At 72.0% G+C, this 16017-nt stretch carries 14 protein-coding genes and 1 riboswitch; of the genes, 5 read left to right on the forward strand and 9 right to left on the reverse strand.

The features are described from left to right. Window positions 1-46: 46 nt before the first annotated feature. From groL to thrC, 4 genes are all read right to left on the reverse strand, one after another. Window positions 47-1669, reverse strand: coding sequence for a chaperonin GroEL (groL, locus tag IH61_RS0102135; protein WP_031063970.1), 1623 nt, complete (start codon window positions 1667-1669; stop codon window positions 47-49). A gap of 342 nt (window positions 1670-2011) precedes the next feature. After that, a complete protein-coding gene (locus tag IH61_RS0102140) occupies window positions 2012-2215 on the reverse strand; it encodes a cold-shock protein (protein WP_030289665.1) in 204 nt (67 codons plus the stop codon). Between the two features lie 520 nt (window positions 2216-2735). Further along, on the reverse strand, window positions 2736-3014 hold the full coding sequence (locus IH61_RS0102145) for a MoaD/ThiS family protein (protein WP_031063973.1): 279 nt from the start codon (window positions 3012-3014) through the stop codon (window positions 2736-2738). A gap of 19 nt (window positions 3015-3033) precedes the next feature. After that, complete coding sequence (gene thrC / locus IH61_RS0102150) at window positions 3034-4341, reverse strand: threonine synthase (protein ID WP_031063977.1); 1308 nt, start codon at window positions 4339-4341, stop codon at window positions 3034-3036. 16 nt (window positions 4342-4357) lie between these two features. Further along, window positions 4358-4493: riboswitch (SAM riboswitch) on the reverse strand. 159 nt (window positions 4494-4652) lie between these two features. On the opposite strand from thrC, the gene IH61_RS0102155 reads away from it, so the two are divergent. Together IH61_RS0102155 and IH61_RS0102160 are read left to right on the forward strand one after the other, a co-directional pair. Continuing rightward, entirely contained in the window at window positions 4653-5657 is a 1005-nt protein-coding gene (locus IH61_RS0102155; RefSeq protein ID WP_031063980.1) for a glucosyl-3-phosphoglycerate synthase, read from the forward strand. Window positions 5658-5695: 38 nt separating this feature from the next. Continuing rightward, the gene (locus tag IH61_RS0102160) at window positions 5696-7171 is read left to right on the forward strand and encodes an alpha,alpha-trehalose-phosphate synthase (UDP-forming) (protein WP_031063983.1); all 1476 of its coding nucleotides are present in this window, start codon (window positions 5696-5698) and stop codon (window positions 7169-7171) included. Here IH61_RS0102160 and otsB read toward each other — a convergent pair. The 3 genes from otsB to IH61_RS0102175 form a co-directional block, all read right to left on the reverse strand. Further along, window positions 7149-7991 (reverse strand): trehalose-phosphatase, encoded by an 843-nt coding sequence (otsB, locus tag IH61_RS0102165; protein ID WP_031063986.1) that lies wholly within the window; start codon window positions 7989-7991, stop codon window positions 7149-7151. The genes IH61_RS0102160 and otsB overlap by 23 nt on opposite strands. 87 nt (window positions 7992-8078) lie before the next feature. Continuing rightward, on the reverse strand, window positions 8079-8306 hold the full coding sequence (locus IH61_RS0102170; protein WP_078910759.1) for a DUF3263 domain-containing protein: 228 nt from the start codon (window positions 8304-8306) through the stop codon (window positions 8079-8081). 50 nt (window positions 8307-8356) lie between these two features. After that, the gene (locus IH61_RS0102175; RefSeq protein ID WP_234326985.1) at window positions 8357-9607 is read right to left on the reverse strand and encodes an extracellular solute-binding protein; all 1251 of its coding nucleotides are present in this window, start codon (window positions 9605-9607) and stop codon (window positions 8357-8359) included. A 337-nt stretch (window positions 9608-9944) separates the two neighbouring features. Between IH61_RS0102175 and IH61_RS0102180 the strand changes: the two genes are divergently transcribed. Then, window positions 9945-10892, forward strand: coding sequence for an ROK family protein (locus IH61_RS0102180; protein WP_031063993.1), 948 nt, complete (start codon window positions 9945-9947; stop codon window positions 10890-10892). Beyond that, window positions 10889-12070, forward strand: coding sequence for an N-acetylglucosamine-6-phosphate deacetylase (gene nagA, locus IH61_RS0102185; protein ID WP_037971354.1), 1182 nt, complete (start codon window positions 10889-10891; stop codon window positions 12068-12070). The genes IH61_RS0102180 and nagA overlap by 4 nt, the downstream gene beginning before the upstream one ends. A 68-nt stretch (window positions 12071-12138) precedes the next feature. Here nagA and IH61_RS45515 read toward each other — a convergent pair whose 3' ends face one another. Further along, window positions 12139-13125, reverse strand: coding sequence for a hypothetical protein (locus tag IH61_RS45515; RefSeq protein ID WP_051836112.1), 987 nt, complete (start codon window positions 13123-13125; stop codon window positions 12139-12141). 171 nt (window positions 13126-13296) lie between these two features. Further along, window positions 13297-15099 (reverse strand): sensor domain-containing diguanylate cyclase, encoded by a 1803-nt coding sequence (locus IH61_RS0102195; protein ID WP_031064001.1) that lies wholly within the window; start codon window positions 15097-15099, stop codon window positions 13297-13299. A 382-nt stretch (window positions 15100-15481) separates the two neighbouring features. On the opposite strand from IH61_RS0102195, the gene IH61_RS0102200 reads away from it, so the two are divergent. Beyond that, a complete protein-coding gene (locus IH61_RS0102200) occupies window positions 15482-16009 on the forward strand; it encodes a flavin reductase family protein (protein ID WP_234326986.1) in 528 nt (175 codons plus the stop codon). Window positions 16010-16017: the final 8 nt, after the last annotated feature.

A 16017-nucleotide genomic window follows, 5' to 3' on the forward strand; every position in this document is an offset into this window, starting at 1 on the left:
GAAGGGAACCGCCCACGCGAACGAGGAATCAATCGATCCGTGAGGATCAGAAGTCCATGTCACCGCCCGGCATGCCGCCGCCGGCGGCCGCGGCGGCCTTCTCCGGCTTGTCGGCGATGACGGCCTCGGTGGTGAGGAACAGCGCCGCGATGGAGGCGGCGTTCTGCAGCGCGGAGCGCGTGACCTTGGCCGGGTCGATGATGCCCGCGGCGACCAGGTCGACGTACTCGTTGGTGGCGGCGTTCAGGCCGTGACCGGCGGGGAGGTTGCGCACCTTCTCCACCACGACGCCACCCTCGAGGCCGGCGTTGGTCGCGATCTGCTTGATCGGGGCCTCGAGCGCGACCTTGACGATGTTGGCACCGGTGGCCTCGTCGCCCTCCAGCTCCAGCTTGTCGAACGCGACACCGGCCTGCAGCAGGGCGACGCCACCACCGGCGACGATGCCCTCCTCGACGGCGGCCTTGGCGTTGCGGACGGCGTCCTCGATGCGGTGCTTGCGCTCCTTGAGCTCCACCTCGGTGGCCGCGCCGGCCTTGATGACGGCCACGCCGCCGGCCAGCTTGGCGAGGCGCTCCTGGAGCTTCTCGCGGTCGTAGTCCGAGTCGCTGTTCTCGATCTCGGCGCGGATCTGGTTCACGCGGCCGGCGACCTGGTCGCTGTCGCCGCCACCGTCGACGATGGTGGTCTCGTCCTTGGTGATGACCACCTTGCGGGCGGTGCCCAGCAGGTCGAGACCGGCGTTCTCCAGCTTGAGGCCGACCTCCTCGGAGATCACGGTGCCGCCGGTGAGGATGGCGATGTCGCCGAGCATGGCCTTGCGGCGGTCGCCGAAGCCCGGGGCCTTGACGGCGACGGACTTGAAGGTGCCGCGGATCTTGTTCACGACCAGGGTCGACAGGGCCTCGCCCTCGACGTCCTCGGCGATGATGACGAGCGGCTTGCCGCTCTGCATGACCTTCTCCAGCAGCGGGAGCAGGTCCTTGACCGAGCCGATCTTGGAGTTGGCGATGAGGATGTACGGGTCCTCGAAGGTCGCCTCCATGCGCTCCAGGTCGGTCGCGAAGTAGGCGGAGATGTAGCCCTTGTCGAAGCGCATGCCCTCGGTGAGCTCGAGCTCCAGACCGAAGGTGTTGCTCTCCTCGACGGTGATGACGCCTTCCTTGCCGACCTTGTCCATGGCCTCGGCGATGAGCTCGCCGATCTGGGTGTCGGCGGCGGAGATGGACGCGGTGGAGGCGATCTGCTCCTTGGTCTCCACGTCCTTGGCCTGGGCCAGCAGCTGGTCCGAGACGGCGGCGACGGCCTTCTCGATACCGCGCTTCAGGGCCATCGGGTTGGCGCCGGCGGCGACGTTGCGCAGACCCTCGCGAACCAGGGCCTGGGCGAGCACGGTGGCGGTGGTGGTGCCGTCACCCGCGACGTCGTCCGTCTTCTTGGCGACCTCCTTGACGAGCTCCGCACCGATCTTCTCGTACGGGTCCTCGAGCTCGATCTCCTTGGCGATGGAGACACCGTCGTTGGTGATCGTGGGGGCGCCCCACTTCTTCTCCAGCACGACGTTGCGGCCCTTGGGGCCGAGCGTGACCTTCACCGCGTCGGCGAGCTGGTTCATGCCACGCTCAAGGCCGCGGCGAGCTTCCTCATCAAAGGCGATGATCTTGGCCATCAGAAGTGGTCCTCCGGGACACGGTCGACTGCTCGGACCAAGGGGTGCCCGCGACGGACGATCCTGGTCGCGCAGGTCCATTCCCCTGCGCTCCCCGGGACCTCACCGACCCGGTCCGCTTATCACTCTCAAGCTCTGAGTGCTAACGCCAATGATTAGCACTCCGGGTGGTCGAGTGCAAGCCCAATGACCGACCCGCGAGCCCCCGCGGGCCCTTCGTCCGGCCGCCGACGATCCGCGTCCGGACATGCGAACGGGCCCGTACGACTGTCGTCGTACGGGCCCGCCGAAGAGCGAGTGGTCACCAGCCGTGGGCCGCGACGAGCTCCTGGAGCCGGAAGGTCAGACCGCCGCGCGAACCATGTCCGCCTGCGGGCCCTTCTGTCCCTGGGAGATCTCGAACTCGACCCGCTGGCCCTCCTCGAGGGTGCGGTAGCCGTCCATCTGGATCGCGCTGTAGTGGACGAAGACGTCCGCACCACCGTCGACCGCGATGAAGCCGTAGCCCTTCTCCGCGTTGAACCACTTGACGGTGCCCTGAGCCATTCCGAACTCCCCTAGTGCTGTGCTGGCCCTTCACGCGCCCGCAGGTCGCGGGCCCGGTTCTGGTAGGCCGGCCCGGGGAACCCCCCCTGGGCGCAGCCGCAGCCGCCGTGTACCGCCGGGCGAGGCGATTACGTCGACCGCGGCTGAATGTATCCGGATCGACGCCCTCTGCAACAGAGCCAATCGCCGGGAATTCCGACGCGGCGTCAAGGGACAATCCCGAACGAGCCGGGAGGAAATCGGCATTTCAGTCCGGGCATAGCGGACGAATTACCCCAATCCGCCGCCGGAATTCTGACATCTGCCTGACATGTTTCACGGCCCCTGCCCCGGGCCGGTCTCAGCGGCCGGACTCCGTCCGGCGAATCGGAAAAGGAACCTCGTTCCCAACCGAGCCACACTCTACTCCCACTCGACCAGGAAATATTCCCGCCGAAATGCAAGCGGCCGTCCACACATGCGGAGAATCGAATTCCGCACGCGTGGACGGCCGTTTCGGGCCCGATACGACCCTCGCGGGTCAGCAGCCCCCGGCGACCGCCGGAATGATCGAGATGCCGGCGCCGTCCTTGATCTCGGTCGCCAGGCCCTCGGCGAAACGCACGTCGTCGTCGTTCACGTACACGTTCACGAAACGGCGCAGCTTGCCGGTGTCGTCCAGGATGCGGGCCGCGATGCCCGCGTGGTTCTTCTCCAGGTCGGCGATGACCTCGCCCAGGGTGGCACCCTCGGCGCTCACCTCGGCGGCGCCGCCGGTGTAGGTGCGCAGGATGGTGGGGATGCGGACGTTCGCGCTCATGGCTCTCCTATCGGGTGGTTCAGGCGGACGCGAGGCCGGCGTCGCGGAAGGACGCCAGGGTGGGGCGGATGACGGCGGTCATCCCGGCGTCGGAGACGGCGTCCAGCGTCTTGAGGCCGTCGCCGGTGTTGATCGCGACGGTCTCCTTGGCCGGGTCCAGCTGCCCGCTCTCGACCAACTTCTTCAGCACGCCGACGGTCACGCCGCCCGCGGTCTCGGCGAAGATCCCCTCCGTACGGGCCAGCAGCCGGATCGCCTCCACGACCTCCGCGTCCGTCACGTCCTCGACGGCGCCGCCGGTGCGGCGGGCGATGTCCAGCACGTACGGGCCGTCCGCCGGGTTGCCGATGGCCAGCGACTTGGCGATGGTGTCCGGCTTGACCGGCCGGATCACGTCACGGCCGTCCTTGAACGCCGTGGACACCGGCGAGCAGCCCTCGGCCTGCGCACCGAAGATCCGGTACGGCCGGTCCTCCACGAGGCCCAGCTTGATCAGCTCCTGCAGCCCCTTGTCGATCTTCGTCAGCTGCGAGCCCGAGGCCACCGGGATCACGATCTGCTCCGGCAGCCGCCAGCCGAGCTGCTCGCAGATCTCGTACGCCAGCGTCTTGGACCCCTCGCCGTAGTACGGCCGCAGGTTGACGTTCACGAAGCCCCAGCCCTCGCCGGCCGGGTCCCCGATGAGCTCCGAGCAGAAACGGTTCACGTCGTCGTAGTTGCCCTCGATACCGACGAGCTCGCCGCCGTACACCCCGGCCATCACGACCTTGCCCTGCTCCAGGTCGTGCGGGATGAACACGCAGGACCGGAAGCCCGCCCGGGCCGCCGCCGCGCCCACCGCACCGGCCAGGTTGCCGGTCGAGGAGCAGGACAGCGTGGTGTACCCGAAGGCCCGCGCCGCCTCGATCGCGCAGGCGACCACGCGGTCCTTGAACGAGTGCGTCGGGTTGCCGGAGTCGTCCTTGACGTGCAGCTGCGCGGTGAACCCGAGCTCGCGGCCCAGGTTGTCCGCCTTCACCAGCGGGGTCCACCCCGGGTTCAGGTTCGGCTTGGAGGCGACGTCGGCCGGAACCGGCAGCAGCGGCGCGTAGCGCCAGATGGACGTCGGCCCGGCCTCGATCCGCTTGCGCAGCTCCTCGGCGCCCTCGCTGCCGAACTCGTACGCGATCTCCAGCGGCCCGAAGCACTCCAGGCAGGCGAAGCTGGGGCCGAGCGGGAACCGGGTTCCGCACTCCCGACAGGACAGGGCGGCGGCGGGGCCGAGGTCCACGGTCGGGGACACATCCAGCCGAAGGCTGGGGGAGGGTGCGTCGATGTCGATGGCCATGATGGCGGAGCCTCTCTCCTCATCTTCCCCGCGGCACGGTCGCGCCACAGGCCGGAATTGGCACCTGTCCCGCCGGGGCCTGTCGACGACAGCCGAGCGAGAAGGTTGCCGGGACGTCAACGGGCCGTTCCCTCAGTCCCTCTGGATGAGCTTGTGAAATTGTGGTGGTACTCGGGCGGTTACCCCGGTGTGCCAAGGTCCGACCGCCGTACGAAGACTGTATCCGAAGGCGTCAAACCCGAATGGGACTGTCCGCCACGCGAGATGACACGTCTCGACCTAGCCCGCCCGACCCCGCCGAGGAGAATCCCGTGCCCGCCGAACCGACCCCCGAGCTCCTCCCGCAGGCGGCGTCCTGGCTACGCCGGCGCTCCTGGGCCGCGTCGGACCGGCCGGCCCAGGACCTCCTGCGCGCCAAGGAGCGCACGGGCCACACCGTCAGCGTCGTCCTGCCCGCCCTCGACGAGGAGGCGACCGTCGGGGACATCGTCCGCACCATCCGCCGCGAACTGATGGACCGCCTCCCCCTCGTCGACGAACTCGTCGTCGTCGACTCGGGCTCCACCGACGCCACCGCCGCCGTCGCCGCCGAGGCCGGCGCCCGCGTCGAGCACCGCGACGCCATCCTCCCGCGCCTGCCCGCCGTCCCCGGCAAGGGCGAGGTCCTCTGGCGCTCCCTGCTCGTCACCCGCGGCGACCTCGTCTGCTTCATCGACGCCGACCTGCGCGAGTTCGACCCCGCCTTCGTCTCCGGCATCCTCGGCCCGCTGCTCACCGAGCCCGACATCCAGCTGGTCAAGGCCATGTACGACCGCCCCCTCGAGACGGAATCAGGTGCGATCGTCCCCGCCGGCGGCGGCCGCGTCACCGAACTCGTCGCCCGCCCGCTCCTCAACCTCCACTGGCCGGAACTCGCCGGTTTCGTCCAGCCCCTCGGCGGCGAGTACGCGGCCCGCCGCTCCCTGCTCGAACGCCTGCCCTTCCCCACCGGCTACGGCGTCGAACTCGGCCTCCTCGTCGACGCCCTCGAAACCGTCGGCCTCGACGCCCTCGCCCAGGTCGACGTCGGCGTCCGCCACCACCGCCACCAGGACGGCCAGGCCCTCGGCCGGATGGCCGCCACCATCTACCGCACCGCCCTCGAACGCCTCGACCGCACCCACCGCCTCAAGGCCGGCGCCGACCTCGTCCGCCCCCTCCTCACCCAGTTCACCCGCTCCCCCGAAACGCGCGAATTCACCGCCCACACCCTCCCCGTCACCGCCCTCGAACGCCCCCCGATGCACACGGTCCCCGAATACGCGACCCGCCACTGAGGGGTTTGCGGCGCCCACCCCCCGGCAAGATGCCAACCATGGGCGATCTCACGACCGAACGTTCGAGCGCGACCGGCACCGCCCCCGTCCTGGTGGCCTCCAACCGGGGCCCGGTGTCCTTCGGCACCGCGGACGACGGCACCCTGACCCTCCGCAGAGGCGGCGGCGGCCTGGTCTCCGGCCTCTCCGCCATCGACGACCCCAACGCCGTCTGGGTCTGCGCGGCCCTGAACGACGCCGACCGCCGAGCCGCCCGCGAAGCCCCCCACGGCCGCCTCGACCTCGCCGGCCACGACGTCGGCGGCCAGGCCGTCCGGATGCTCGACCTCGACCCCGAGACCTTCGCCCACGCCTACAACGGCGTCGCCAACTCCACCCTCTGGTTCGTCCACCACCTGCTGTACGCGACGCCCACCGCCCCCGCCTTCGACGCCGACTTCCGCACCCAGTGGGCCGACTACACCGCCTACAACACGGCCTTCGCCGAAGCCCTCGCCGCCGAAGCAGCCCCCTCGGCCGCCGTCCTCGTCCAGGACTACCACCTCTCCCTCACCCCGGCCCTCCTGCGCGCCGCCCGCCCCGACCTGCGCATCGGGCACTTCTCCCACACCCCCTGGGCCCCGCCCGAGTACTACCGGCTGCTCCCCGACGACGTCGCCGCGGCCGTCCTCACCGGCATCCTCGGCGCCGACCGCGCCGGCTTCCTCACCGAACGCTGGGCCCGCGCCTTCGCCGCCTGCTGCGAATCCGTCCTCGGCGCCACCGTCGACCACGAGGCCCTCACCGTCACCCACGACGGCCGCACCACCCACCTCGGCGTCCACGCCCTCGGTGCCGACGCCGACTTCCTCCGCGAACGCGCCCACCGCCCCGACGTCGACGAACGCCTCGCGGCCCTGCGCGAGGCCGTCGGCGACCGCCGCACCGTCGTCCGCGTCGACCGCACCGAGCTGAGCAAGAACATCGTCCGCGGCCTCCTGGCCTACCGGCACCTGCTCCGCACCCGCCCCGAATGGCAGGACCGGGTGGTCCACCTCGCCTTCGCGTACCCCTCCCGCACCGACCTCGCCGAGTACCGCGACTACACCGCCGCCGTCCAGGCCCTGGCCGAGCAGATCAACGAGGAGTTCGCCACCCCCACCTGGCAGCCCCTGATCCTCCACGTCAACGACGACTTCCCCCGCAGCCTCGCCGCCTACCGCCTCGCCGACGTCGCCCTCGTGAACCCCATCCGCGACGGCATGAACCTCGTCGCCAAGGAGGTCCCCGTCGTCTCCGACCACGGCTGCGCCCTCGTCCTGTCCCGCGAGGCCGGCGCCCACGCCGAACTCAAGGACGACGCCCTCGTCGTCAACCCCTACGACGTGATCGCCACCGCCGACGCCCTCCACGCCGCCCTCACCATGCCCCTCGAGGAACGCGCCGCCCGCAGCAAGCGCCTGGCCGACGCCGCCACCGCCCTCCCCCCGCAGCAGTGGTTCCTCGACCAGCTCAACGCCCTCCGAACTCCCTGATCCGCTCCCCCAGCGCGCCCAGCAGCTCCACCACCCCCTCCGGCCCGGCCACCACCACGTCCGCCCGCTCCGCCAGCTCCCGCACCGGCGCGTCCCCCACCGCCCCGGCGCACACCAGCACGCCCTTCAGCCCCTCCTCCCTCAACTTCTCCACCGCAGCGAACGCCGCCACGTCCCCCAGGTCGTCCCCCGCGTACAGCACCGACCGCGCCGCCCGCTCCCGCAGGAACCCCGTCAGCGCCGCCCCCTTGTCCACCCCCGGCGGCCGCAGCTCCAGCACCAGCCGCCCCGGCTCCACCACCAGCCCGCACTCCGCCGCCAGCTCCCCCACCGGCGCCCGCAGCAGCTCCAACGCTTCCTCCGGCGCAGCCGTCCGCCTGGTGTGCACGGCCACCGACCGCCCCTTGTCCTCCACCCACGTCCCCTCCGGCGCCCCCGCCCGCGCCAGCGCCCCGGGCAGCGCCGCCCTCGCCCGCTCCACGCCCGGATCAACCCCCGGCGCCGTCACCACACCCCCTTCCCACCGCTCCGCCCCGTAGTGCCCCAGCACCACCAGCCCGGGCACCTGCTCCAGCCCCCCGTACTCCACCGCCAGCCCCGCCGGCCGCCCGGTCACCACCACCACGGCCCCCACCACCGGCGCCAGCTCCCGCAACACCCCCACCACCCCGGGATGCGCCCTGGCCGCACTCGGATCGGCCACGATCGGCGCCAACGTCCCGTCGAAGTCCAGCGCGATCACCGCCTCCCCCGGCGCCCCCACGATCGCCCGCATCCCGTCCCGCCCGGCCCCGGTCCCGACCTGCTCCTCGATATCCATACCGAACCCCATACCCCCCGACCCCCACCCTCCGAACAGCAACGGGCGCGCGGGCCGAAACCCGCGCGCCCGAAAGACGCTCCGCCCTCAGCGGGCCCCCCGCCGAGCCTCCCGCACCCGCCGCAGCCGATTCACCAGCACCGGAGCCGCCGCCAGGGCCTCCCCCCGGTCCAGCAACCCGTTCAGCAGCTGGTAGTACCGCGTGGGCGAGAGCCCCAGCTCCTCCCGGATCGCCCGCTCCTTCGCCCCAGCCGTCCGCCACTGCCGCCCCTCCAGCGCCAGCACCGCCCGCTCCCGCTCACTCAGCTCACCCACGGACCACACCTCCTCGGAGAGGCCATTGTCCGGCGAGCCGACGACAGGTCCTACTTGCGGACCCGGGCCGCCTCCTTCAGCGCGGCGTCCTGGATCCCCCCGAGCACCTGCTTCGGGTCCCCCGTGACGGCCTGCCCGATCCCGGCCTTGATCCGGTTGCTGACCTCGCCCCAGGCCGGGTCCCCGAACGGGTAGAAGCTCGCGTTCGTCAGCCCGGCCGCGAACTGCTTCAGGTCCTCGTGCTTCGGGTCCCCCGTCATCTGCGTGAACGCGTCCTGGGTGACCGGCAGCAGGTTGTACTGCTCGTCGAACCGCAGCTGGTTCTCCTTGCCGTACACGTAGCTGACGAACTTCTTGATCTCGTTCCTGTGCCCGTTCGCCTTGAAGGCCATCAGCCAGTCCGCCACCCCGAGGCTGCCGGTCTTCCCGACCCCGTCCTTCTTGGGGATCGGCGCCGTCCCGAAGTCGACCTTCCCGGCGGACGCCATCCGCAGCAGCGTCGGGTGCCCGTTGAGCATCGCGACCTTCCCGGCCGCGAAGTCCTGGAACACCGGCGTGCGGTTCATCTTGCCGGGCTCCGGGTACGTCAGCCCGGGCGCCACCAGGTTGTTCTTGAGCCAGCCGAACGTCGCCTGGTTCTGCGGGCTGTCGATCGTGTAGTTGCCGACGTCGTCGGAGAGGCTCCCGCCCCCGCTCAGCGTCCACAGCATCGACTCGGCCGGCGCCTCCTCGCTCCCGAGCGGCAGCCCGTACGGCGTCACCCCGGGCACCTTGGCCTTGATCTTCTCGGCGTCCTGCCGCAGCTCGTTCCAGGTGGCCGGCGGCTGGGTGATCCCGGCCTGCCGGAAGACCGCCTTGTTGTAGAAGAGCACCCGCGAGGAGGAGACGAACGGAATCCCGTACTGCGTGCCGAGCACCTGCCCGGCGTGCGCGAAGTTCTCCATGAACTTGGCCTGGGTGTCCATGGAGAGCACGTCGGCCGCCGGGTAGAGCCGGTCGGCGGCGACCTGGTCGGCGAACCCGCCGGTCTGGAGGAGGTCGGGCGACTTCCCGGCCGCGACCATGTCCTCGACCTTCTTGCCGATGTCCGTCCAGTTGTCGACCTCGACGTCGACCTTGATGCCGGGGTTGGCCGATTCGAAGCCCTTGGCGATCTCGTCCCAGTAGTGCTTGGAGCTGGTCTCGGCGTTCTCCCCGTAGTCGGCGGCGACCAGCTTGAGGGTCACCGGCCCGTCGTCCTTCGCGCTGCAGGCGCTGACCGCCGTGAGCACCAGGGCTCCGGCCAGCGCAGTACCGAGCACACGGGAGGGAACGTGGGCGCGCCTGTTCAACGCGGGTACCGCCTTCAATAAGGAAAGAACTGCCGCCGGAGGAGGGACTCCGGTCGGGGGGAGGCGCCACACTGCCAAACGCGGCGCCCACTGGTCCACACCACTCGACCGAGCCCACCCAGTAGTTATCGAAGTGCGGAGGTCGTTGCACGATGCGCAACAGCAGGTGAACAAACGACCTCGCGGACGCGCCACTCGCAAAGCCCCCCACAGTCCCCGATCTGCGACAAAGCTCACCCAATCTGGACCAGACCAATCCGACAACTGGACTAGACCTCTTCGACCCGACCAAGGGAAACTGTCCTCCGTGAAGCACGTCATCGCACTCGATGTAGGCGGCACCGGCATGAAGGCCGCGCTGCTCGCCCAGGACGGCTCCGTGCTGTTCGAAGCACGCCGACCGACCGGGCGGGAGCACGGCACGGACGCCGTCGTCGCCGCCATCCTCGACTTCGCCGCCGACCTCGCGGACGAGGGCCGGGCCCGCTACGGCGTCGCCCCCCTCGCCGCCGGCGTCGCCGTCCCGGGGACGATCGACGAGAGGAACGGGATCGCGGTCTACTCGGCCAACCTCGGCTGGCGGGACCTCCCGATGCGCAAGCTCCTCGGCGAGCGCCTGGCCACCCCCGGCGACCGGACGATCCCCGTGGCGCTCGGCCACGACGTGCGCTCCGGCGGCCTCGCCGAGGGCCGGCTCGGCGCCGGCCGGGGCGTGGACCGCTTCCTGTTCATCGCCCTCGGCACCGGCATCGCCGGCGCCATCGGCATCAACGGCCGGATCGAGGCCGGGTCCCACGGCTACGGCGGCGAGATCGGCCACGTCGTGGTCCGCCCCGGCGGCCCCCCGTGCGGCTGCGGCGCCCGCGGCTGCCTGGAGACGCTGGCCTCCGCCTCCGCCGTCTCCCGCGCCTGGGCCGAGGCCAGCGGCGACCCCGACGCCGACGCGGCATCCTGCGCCGCCGCGGTGGACGCCGGGGACGACCGCGCCCTCGCCGTCTGGCAGGGCGCCGTCGACGCCCTGGCCGACGGCATCGTCCTCGCCCAGAGCCTGCTCGACCCGTCCACGGTGATCGTCGGCGGGGGGCTGGCCGAGGCCGGCGACACGCTCCTCAGCCCGCTGCGCGCGGCGGTCACCGAGCGCCTGACCTTCCAGATGCCCCCGAAGGTCGTACCCGCCATGCTCAAAGACACCGCCGCATCCCTCGGAGCGGGCCTGCTCGCGTGGGATCTGCTCTCCTTGGAGGTGACCGCGTGACCACCGCGGACCGTGACCGTACCGCCCTCGCCGGCGCCCGCCTCGTCCTTCCCGGCGGCGTCGTGGACGGCGACCGCCTGGCCGTCGAGGGCGAGCGCATCGCCGGCCTCGGAGGCGAGAGCGAACCCGGCGACCTCGACCTGAGCGGCTGCACCGTCGTTCCCGGCTTCGTCGACCTGCACGTCCACGGCGGCGGCGGCGCCTCCTACGCCTCCGGCATCGCCGAGGAGGCCCTGCGGGCGGCCCGCACCCACCTGGAACACGGCACCACCACGACGATCGCCTCCACCGTCACCGGTGAGATCGACGAGGTCGCCCGCCAGGCCGCCGTCCTCTCCGAGCTCGTGGAGGACGGGGTCCTCGCCGGCGTCCACTTCGAGGGCCCGTTCATCTCGCACAACCGCTGCGGCGCCCACCGCCCCGACCTGCTGCGCGACCCGGACCCGGCGCTGGTGCGCAAGCTCGTCGACGCCGCCCGCGGCCACGCCAAGATGGTCACCCTCGCCCCCGAGCTGCCCGGCGGCATGGAGTCCGTCCGGATGCTGGCCGACCTCGGCGTGATCGCCGCCGTCGGCCACACCGACTCGGACTACACCACCACCCTCGAGGCCGTCGAGGCCGGCGCCACCGTCGCCACCCACCTGTTCAACGCCATGCCCGGCATCGCCCACCGCGCCCCGGGCCCGATCGTGGCGCTGCTGGAGGACGAGCGGGTCACCGTCGAGCTGATCAACGACGGCGTGCACCTGCACCCGTCCGTCCTCGACCTCGCGTACGGCACCGCCGGCGCGAACCGTGTCGCCCTGATCACCGACGCCATGGGCGCCGCCGGCATGGGCGACGGCCTCTACCCGCTCGGCCCGCTCCAGGTCGAGGTCCGGAACGGCGTCGCCCGCCTCGTCGAGGGCGGCTCCATCGCCGGCTCCACCCTCACCCTGGACGTGGCGTTCAAGCGCTCGGTCACCGTCAACCGGCTGAGCCTGAACCAGACCGTCGAGTCACTCTCCACCACCCCGGCCCGCCTGCTCGGCCTCTCCGACTCGATCGGCTCGCTGGAGACCGGCAAGCTCGCCGACCTGGTCGTCCTGGACTCCGGGACCTACGACCTGGTCGCCGTCATGCGCCGCGGCCGCTGGGTCCTCGGCGGCGACCGCTTCCCCCGGGTCGAACCCGCCTGACCGGCCCGCTCACGCGCGAAGGCCGCCCGCCCCCGCACGGGGACGGGCGGCCTTCGCGCGTCACGGCCTCAGCCCGAGTACGGCTCGATGGTGATCTGGTCGATCAGCACCGGCCCGGACGGCACCGTGAAGGCCACGGTGTTCGACCCGGCCTGGAACTGCGGCAGTATCCAGGTGTTGAACCAGGCGGCCGTCTGGTCCTTGGGCGCCGTCCCGCCGTAGATCTTGTACGTGATCCCGTTCGGCCAGTCCTTGCCGTTCACCGAGACCGCGCCCTTGATGTCCGCACCGGCGTAGTTGTAGTGCACGTTCAGCTTGTACGTCCCGGCCGCGGGGATGTCCCCGGTCCAGGTCACCGAGCCGCCCGGCTGGAGCGTGAGGTAGCTGCCGTCCGCCGACTTGGCGCCCTTGACGCCGTTGCCCAGCGGCGCGTTCTGCGCCTGGAGCTGCCCGGCGTCCACGGTGCCCGGGCCCGAACCGGCCGAGGCGCTCGCCGAGGGCGTGCCGGTGCCGGACGTGCCCGAGGCCGGGGCGGTGGGGGCCGGCGGCGCGACCGTCGAGGTGCCGCCCTTGGCGTTCTTGTCCGTCGTGTCCGGGTCGTTGCCGGACAGCGCGATCCCGGCGCCGATGGCGATCGCCGCCACCACCGCGACGGCTCCGATCACCGCGCCCTTGCTGCGCCCGCTGCTCTGCCCACCGCCGGGCCGCTCCTCCCCCGGCTGCGGCCGGGAGTGCTCGGCGTAGCGGGTCTGCTGGGCCGGCGCGGCACCGTACTCGGGCTGCTGCTGCCCGTACGGGGCCTGGCCCTGCTGGCCGTACTGCTGCGAGTACCCCTGCTGCTCGTACGGTGCCTGCGGCCCGCGCGGCGCCTGGCCGTACTGCGCGCGCCCGACCTCCATCGGGCGGCTGTACGAGGTCCGGGGCACACCCTGCTGCGGCTCGGCCTGCGCCGGGGACCCTTCGGCCGGGCGGTACAGGTAACCGAACGGGTCGTCGTCCTGCGGGGCACCGCCCCCCTGGCCCTCGGGCACTCCGTTGCTGCCGGCGGTCGTCACGGTGGTCTACTCCCCCATCCGGTGGGCACCGCCTGGCTGCGGGCCCGCGGCACGGATCATGGACGCTGTCGTCTGCCGGAACCCTACCTGCCGGACACGACGACAGGGAAAGAACCCTTGACAACTCACGGGTAACCTGCGCGCCCCCGACTCAATCCGCGCGCCGCCCGGTCAGCCCGCCCGCCGGTGCGAGCGCTCCCCCCGCGCGCCGCGCACCGCGCCGCCCCTGGCCCGCTTCTCGTCGTACATCCGCTCGTCCGCGGTGTGGAGCACCTCCTCGATGCTCATCCCGCAGCCGGCCCAGCCGACCCCCAGGCTCACCCCGACGCGCATCGCCCGGCCGTCGATCCGCATCGGCGGGATGATCGCGTTGCGGAGCCGGTGGGCGAGGTCCTTGGCCTCCTCGCGCCCGATGCCGTCCGCCAGCACCACGAACTCGTCGCCGCCGAGCCGCGCCACCGTGTCGCCGTCCCGGACGGCCTGGCTGAGCCGCCGGGCGACCTCGACCAGGACCGAGTCGCCCGCGTTGTGGCCGAACCGGTCGTTGATCGACTTGAAGCCGTCCAGGTCGCAGAAGAGCACCGCGAGCCCCTTGTCCTGCGCTCCCGAGCCGCCGCGGAACGACGAGGACCACGCCTCGCCGCCCGGCGCCTGGTCCTCGGGGACGACGGCGTGCACGTGCTCCCCGTAGCCGAGGCCCGCCGGCGCCCGGCCGTCCGCCTCCCCGTACCCGTGCACCGGCCCGCCGTACGGGTCCGCGCCCTCCAGCCCGTCGTGGGCCGTGTGCGCGCTGTACGAGTCCGACGGGTGGGCGTACGCCGCCGGGTACGCCGTCTCGACCTGCCCGCCGACCGGCCCGCCGGAGGTGGCGACCGCGGCGCCGGAGGGCACCTCCGCGCAGAGCCGGCGCGCGAGGCGGGCCTTGAGCTCGGCGCCGTTGGGCAGGCCCGTGAGCGCGTCGTGGCTGGCCCGGTGGGCGAGCTGCAGCTCGTGCCGCTTGCGGTCCTCGATGTCCTCGACGTGGGTGAGCAGGAAGCTCGGGCCCTCGGCCGCGTCCGCCACGATCGAGTTGCGCAGGCAGACCCACTGGTAGCCGCCGTCCCGCCGGGACAGCCGCAGCTCCGCCCGACCGCTCTCGGCGCTGGTGCGCTCCAGCAGGGCGCGGTCGTCGGGGTGGACGAGGTCGGCGAAGCTCTGCTGGCGCAGCACGGCGCGGGGGCGGCCGAGGAGGCGACAGAGCGCGTCGTTGACGCGGGTCAGCTGTCCGCGCCCGACGCCGTGCAGTTCGGTGATCGCCATGCCGCTGGGCGCGTACTCGAAGGCTTGGCGGAAGCTCTCCTCGCTGGCCCGCAGCGCCTGCTGCTCCTTCTCCAGCCTGGCCAGCGCGCGTTGCATCTCCGCGCGTAGCCGGGCGTTGCCGATGGCGATGGACGCCTGGAGGGAGAACATCTCCAGGGCCTCGCGGGTCCACGCGCCGGGCCGCTTGCCGCTGCGCGGGCGGTCCACCGAGAGCACCCCGAGCAGGTCCCCGCCGGCGCTGTACATGGGGGCGAGCAGCCCGTCGGCGGGGTGCCAGTCGTTGGCGTAGACGGGCATCGGCCCGTCGCCGATCCAGCGGGGGATGTCGCCGGCGACGGCCCAGCCGCGGTCGTACGGGAGGAAGCGCAGGGTGCCCCAGTGGTCGCTGACGCCGAGCAGCCGGTCCCAGGACTCCCGGGAGCCGACCTGGCCGAGCAGCACGGACGGGCCGCCCATGGTGCTCTCCTCGAGCTCCCAGACGGCCGCCACCACGAGGTCGCCGTCCGGGCGGACGAGGCTGACCGCGGCGGCGTCGAAGCCGAGCCCGTGCACCGCGCCCTCGACGACGGCCTGCAGCGTCCCCGCGAGACTGCGGGCAGCGTTGAGGTCCGCCACGACCCGGTGCAAGGTGCGGAGGGTCGCGAGACGGACGTACGGCTCCGACTCGGCTTCCATGCGGGGGCTCCCCGGCTGCTTCGGATGGTTCTTGATTGGTTATCGTCCGATTGCCAGAAGAACTGAATCACAGGGAGCACAGCGTTCGGCACGCTCGGTCAGCAATAGGCCGCCCGTTGTGACTTAAATCACAGAGCACTAATACGCCCTTAATCAGTTCATCCACCCATAGCCGGACATCGTCCGCTATCAGGACAATTCCCGTGGTCGACCGGTACGGCCCCGCCCTGAAGACGGCTGCCGTCCGCCAGTCCCCTCGCTTCACCCCCGCGAGTGATCTCGGCGTGATTTCCGCCACGGCCCGTAACCTGGCGGCTGCGCCGGTGGTCCTACGACCAGGGCCCGATACCGCGCCACCGGGGTGACGACTACCGTGCGGTACGTGCACCCGTCCCCGCAGCCCGAAGCTGCCCCCCACGCCACGCCCGACGAGTTCCGGGCAGCACTCTCCCAGCTCGCCGCCGGCGTGAGCCTGGTGACCGTCCACGACCCCGAGGACGGCGAGGACGTCGGCATGACCGCCACGTCCTTCCTCTCGGTGTCGCTGGAGCCGCCGCTGGTGCTGATCTCGGTGCGCGAGGACTCCCGGATGGACGAGGTGCTCTCCCGGACCGACACCTGGGCGGTCTCGGTGCTCGCCGAGGGGCAGAAGACGCTCGGCTCCCGCTTCGCCATGAAGGGCCGCCTCAGCGACCGGCTGCTGTTCGCGGACACCCCGCACCGCCGCGGCACGCACACCGACGCCCCGCTGGTCGAGGGCGCCCTGGCCACCGTCGAGTGCCGCACCGAGCAGCGCATAGCGGCCGGCGACCACACCCTGCTGGTCGGCCGTGTCCTGGAGGCCACCGTCCCCACGCCCGGCGGCCGCCCCCTGCTCTACTTCCACGGCGGCTACCGCGCCCTCGGATGACCGGAACG

Origin of the sequence: Streptomyces sp. NRRL WC-3742, from assembly GCF_000720635.1 — a bacterium.
Lineage (GTDB): Bacteria > Actinomycetota > Actinomycetes > Streptomycetales > Streptomycetaceae > Kitasatospora.

What these genes read in the sequence shown, in the direction of transcription:
- groL (WP_031063970.1), bottom strand. Translation starts at nt 1,669, where the DNA reads ATGGCCAAGATCATCGCCTTTGATGAGGAAGCTCGCCGCGGCCTTGAG.
- IH61_RS0102140 (WP_030289665.1), bottom strand. Translation starts at nt 2,215, where the DNA reads ATGGCTCAGGGCACCGTCAAGTGGTTCAACGCGGAGAAGGGCTACGGC.
- IH61_RS0102145 (WP_031063973.1), bottom strand. Translation starts at nt 3,014, where the DNA reads ATGAGCGCGAACGTCCGCATCCCCACCATCCTGCGCACCTACACCGGC.
- thrC (WP_031063977.1), bottom strand. Translation starts at nt 4,341, where the DNA reads ATGGCCATCGACATCGACGCACCCTCCCCCAGCCTTCGGCTGGATGTG.
- IH61_RS0102160 (WP_031063983.1), top strand. Translation starts at nt 5,696, where the DNA reads ATGGGCGATCTCACGACCGAACGTTCGAGCGCGACCGGCACCGCCCCC.
- otsB (WP_031063986.1), bottom strand. Translation starts at nt 7,991, where the DNA reads ATGGATATCGAGGAGCAGGTCGGGACCGGGGCCGGGCGGGACGGGATG.
- IH61_RS0102195 (WP_031064001.1), bottom strand. Translation starts at nt 15,099, where the DNA reads ATGGAAGCCGAGTCGGAGCCGTACGTCCGTCTCGCGACCCTCCGCACC.